Here is a 1,550-nt window from a genome sequence, read left to right on the forward strand (position 1 = left end):
GCGGGGGACTTCGCGGGAGCCTTGGGGGACGCTGAGGTCCCGGGTGATGCGGAGGGGCCCGGCGCCGGGGACTCCGGGGAGGCGGAGGGTGCCGGGGACTTCGACGGCGCGGGCGAGTCGGCGGGCGCGCCCGGCACGGCGGCACCCGGCACGGGGGCGCCCGGCAGGCCGGCGGCCCGCACCGCCGGATCGTTTCTGGAATCCGCGACGGCCGGTGCGGGCGCGGGCGAAAGGACCAGCAAACCGGTGGCGAAGGCCACAGTCGCGGAGAACGCGGAGCGCGTCACGGATCTGGTGATCATTCAGCCACCGTAGAAACGGACCGGGCCCCGCGCATCGCACGTGAGCCGACCGGACGTATCCACCGCCTCCGCCCGTCGGGGCGCGGCAGTACGGACACGACGGCCCCGAGGGAGGCGTGTCGCGCGCACGGGTGACGGCGGACGACCGGTGTCGACGGGGGCGTTCACCGACCGCCGGGCACCCGATCGGGTGATTTTTCGTCCTGCCTCCCGTCCTGGCTTCCGTTTTGCGCCCCGCCCGGCATGCGATCAGGCATTCCGTCCGGCATTCCGTCCGGCTTTCCGACCTGCTGTGGATCCGGGTCCCGGTCCGGCATGGGCTCGGTGCCGAGCACGTCGAGAAGCCGGAGCTTGTCGGCGGCGTCGGTGCCGGGTGCGGCTGAATAGGCCGAGATACGGAGGTCACAGCCCGGCACGGTAAGGGTGTCGCAGTCCAGTGTCAGCGGCCCCACATCGGGATGGTGGACGGTCCTGATACCTGTGTCGTGAAAGCCGACGATATGGGAGTTCCACAGGCCCACGAACCGGTTGCTCACCCGCCGCAGCTCCCCGATCAGGAACCGCAGCCGTACATCCGTGGGGTAATGAACCGTCGCGGCTCTGAGATCGGCGACCAGCGCCGCCTCGTACCGCGCCTCCTGCTCCACGGTCTGGGTGATCCTGGTGGGCAGGCCGGTGAAGTGCCGCCAGACGGCGTTGCGGTCGCGTCCGGGCAGCCCTGAAGGATCCCCGACCAGCGCGGCCCACAGCGGATTCCAGGTGATCAGGTTCCAGGCGGCGTCATGCACCCCGACCGGGGTCCCGGCGAGCCGGCCGAGCAGCCGCCGCACGGTGGGCGGTACCCGGTCGGGGACCCGGCCCAGCGCGGGCGGGGACTGTCCCGCCAGCAGGAACAGATGTCTGCGTTCATCTTCGGACAGCCGCAGGGCGCGCGCCAGCGATGTGAGGACCTGTACGGAGGGTGAGGTCGCCCGGCCCTCCTCCAGCCTCACGATGTAGTCCACGGACAGTCCGGTGAGCTGAGCCAGTTCCTCGCGCCCCAGTCCGCCCGGCTCACGGGTCCCCGCCGTGGGTAGTCCGGCCTCGGCCGGTGCGATCCGGTCACGCCAGCGGTGCAGGGCCGTGCCCAGCTCTCCGTGTCGGGTCATGGGGTCAGTATCGGCGCGTACCGCGGCCCTCGCCTGATATTGCCGGTGCCCCCTGTCCCCCACACACACCTGCGACGGTGCCCGCCGAGCGGCCCTGAAC

At 71.9% G+C, this 1,550-nt stretch carries 1 protein-coding gene and 1 pseudogene; one reads left to right on the forward strand and one right to left on the reverse strand.

The window, feature by feature from the left end; all coding sequences use genetic code 11:
• Window positions 1-315 (forward strand): annotated as a pseudogene (locus WH07_RS35235) (hypothetical protein); the annotation flags it as partial.
• A gap of 151 nt (window positions 316-466) precedes the next feature.
• On the opposite strand, the gene WH07_RS35240 reads toward WH07_RS35235, so the two are convergent.
• Window positions 467-1,450 carry a helix-turn-helix transcriptional regulator gene (locus WH07_RS35240; RefSeq protein ID WP_063775887.1) on the reverse strand — a complete coding sequence of 328 codons (984 nt, stop codon included), beginning with the start codon at window positions 1,448-1,450 and terminating at the stop codon, window positions 467-469.
• Window positions 1,451-1,550 lie beyond the last annotated feature (100 nt).

It is taken from the genome of Streptomyces odonnellii (genome assembly GCF_000981895.1).
GTDB classification, from domain to species: Bacteria; Actinomycetota; Actinomycetes; order Streptomycetales; family Streptomycetaceae; genus Streptomyces; species Streptomyces odonnellii.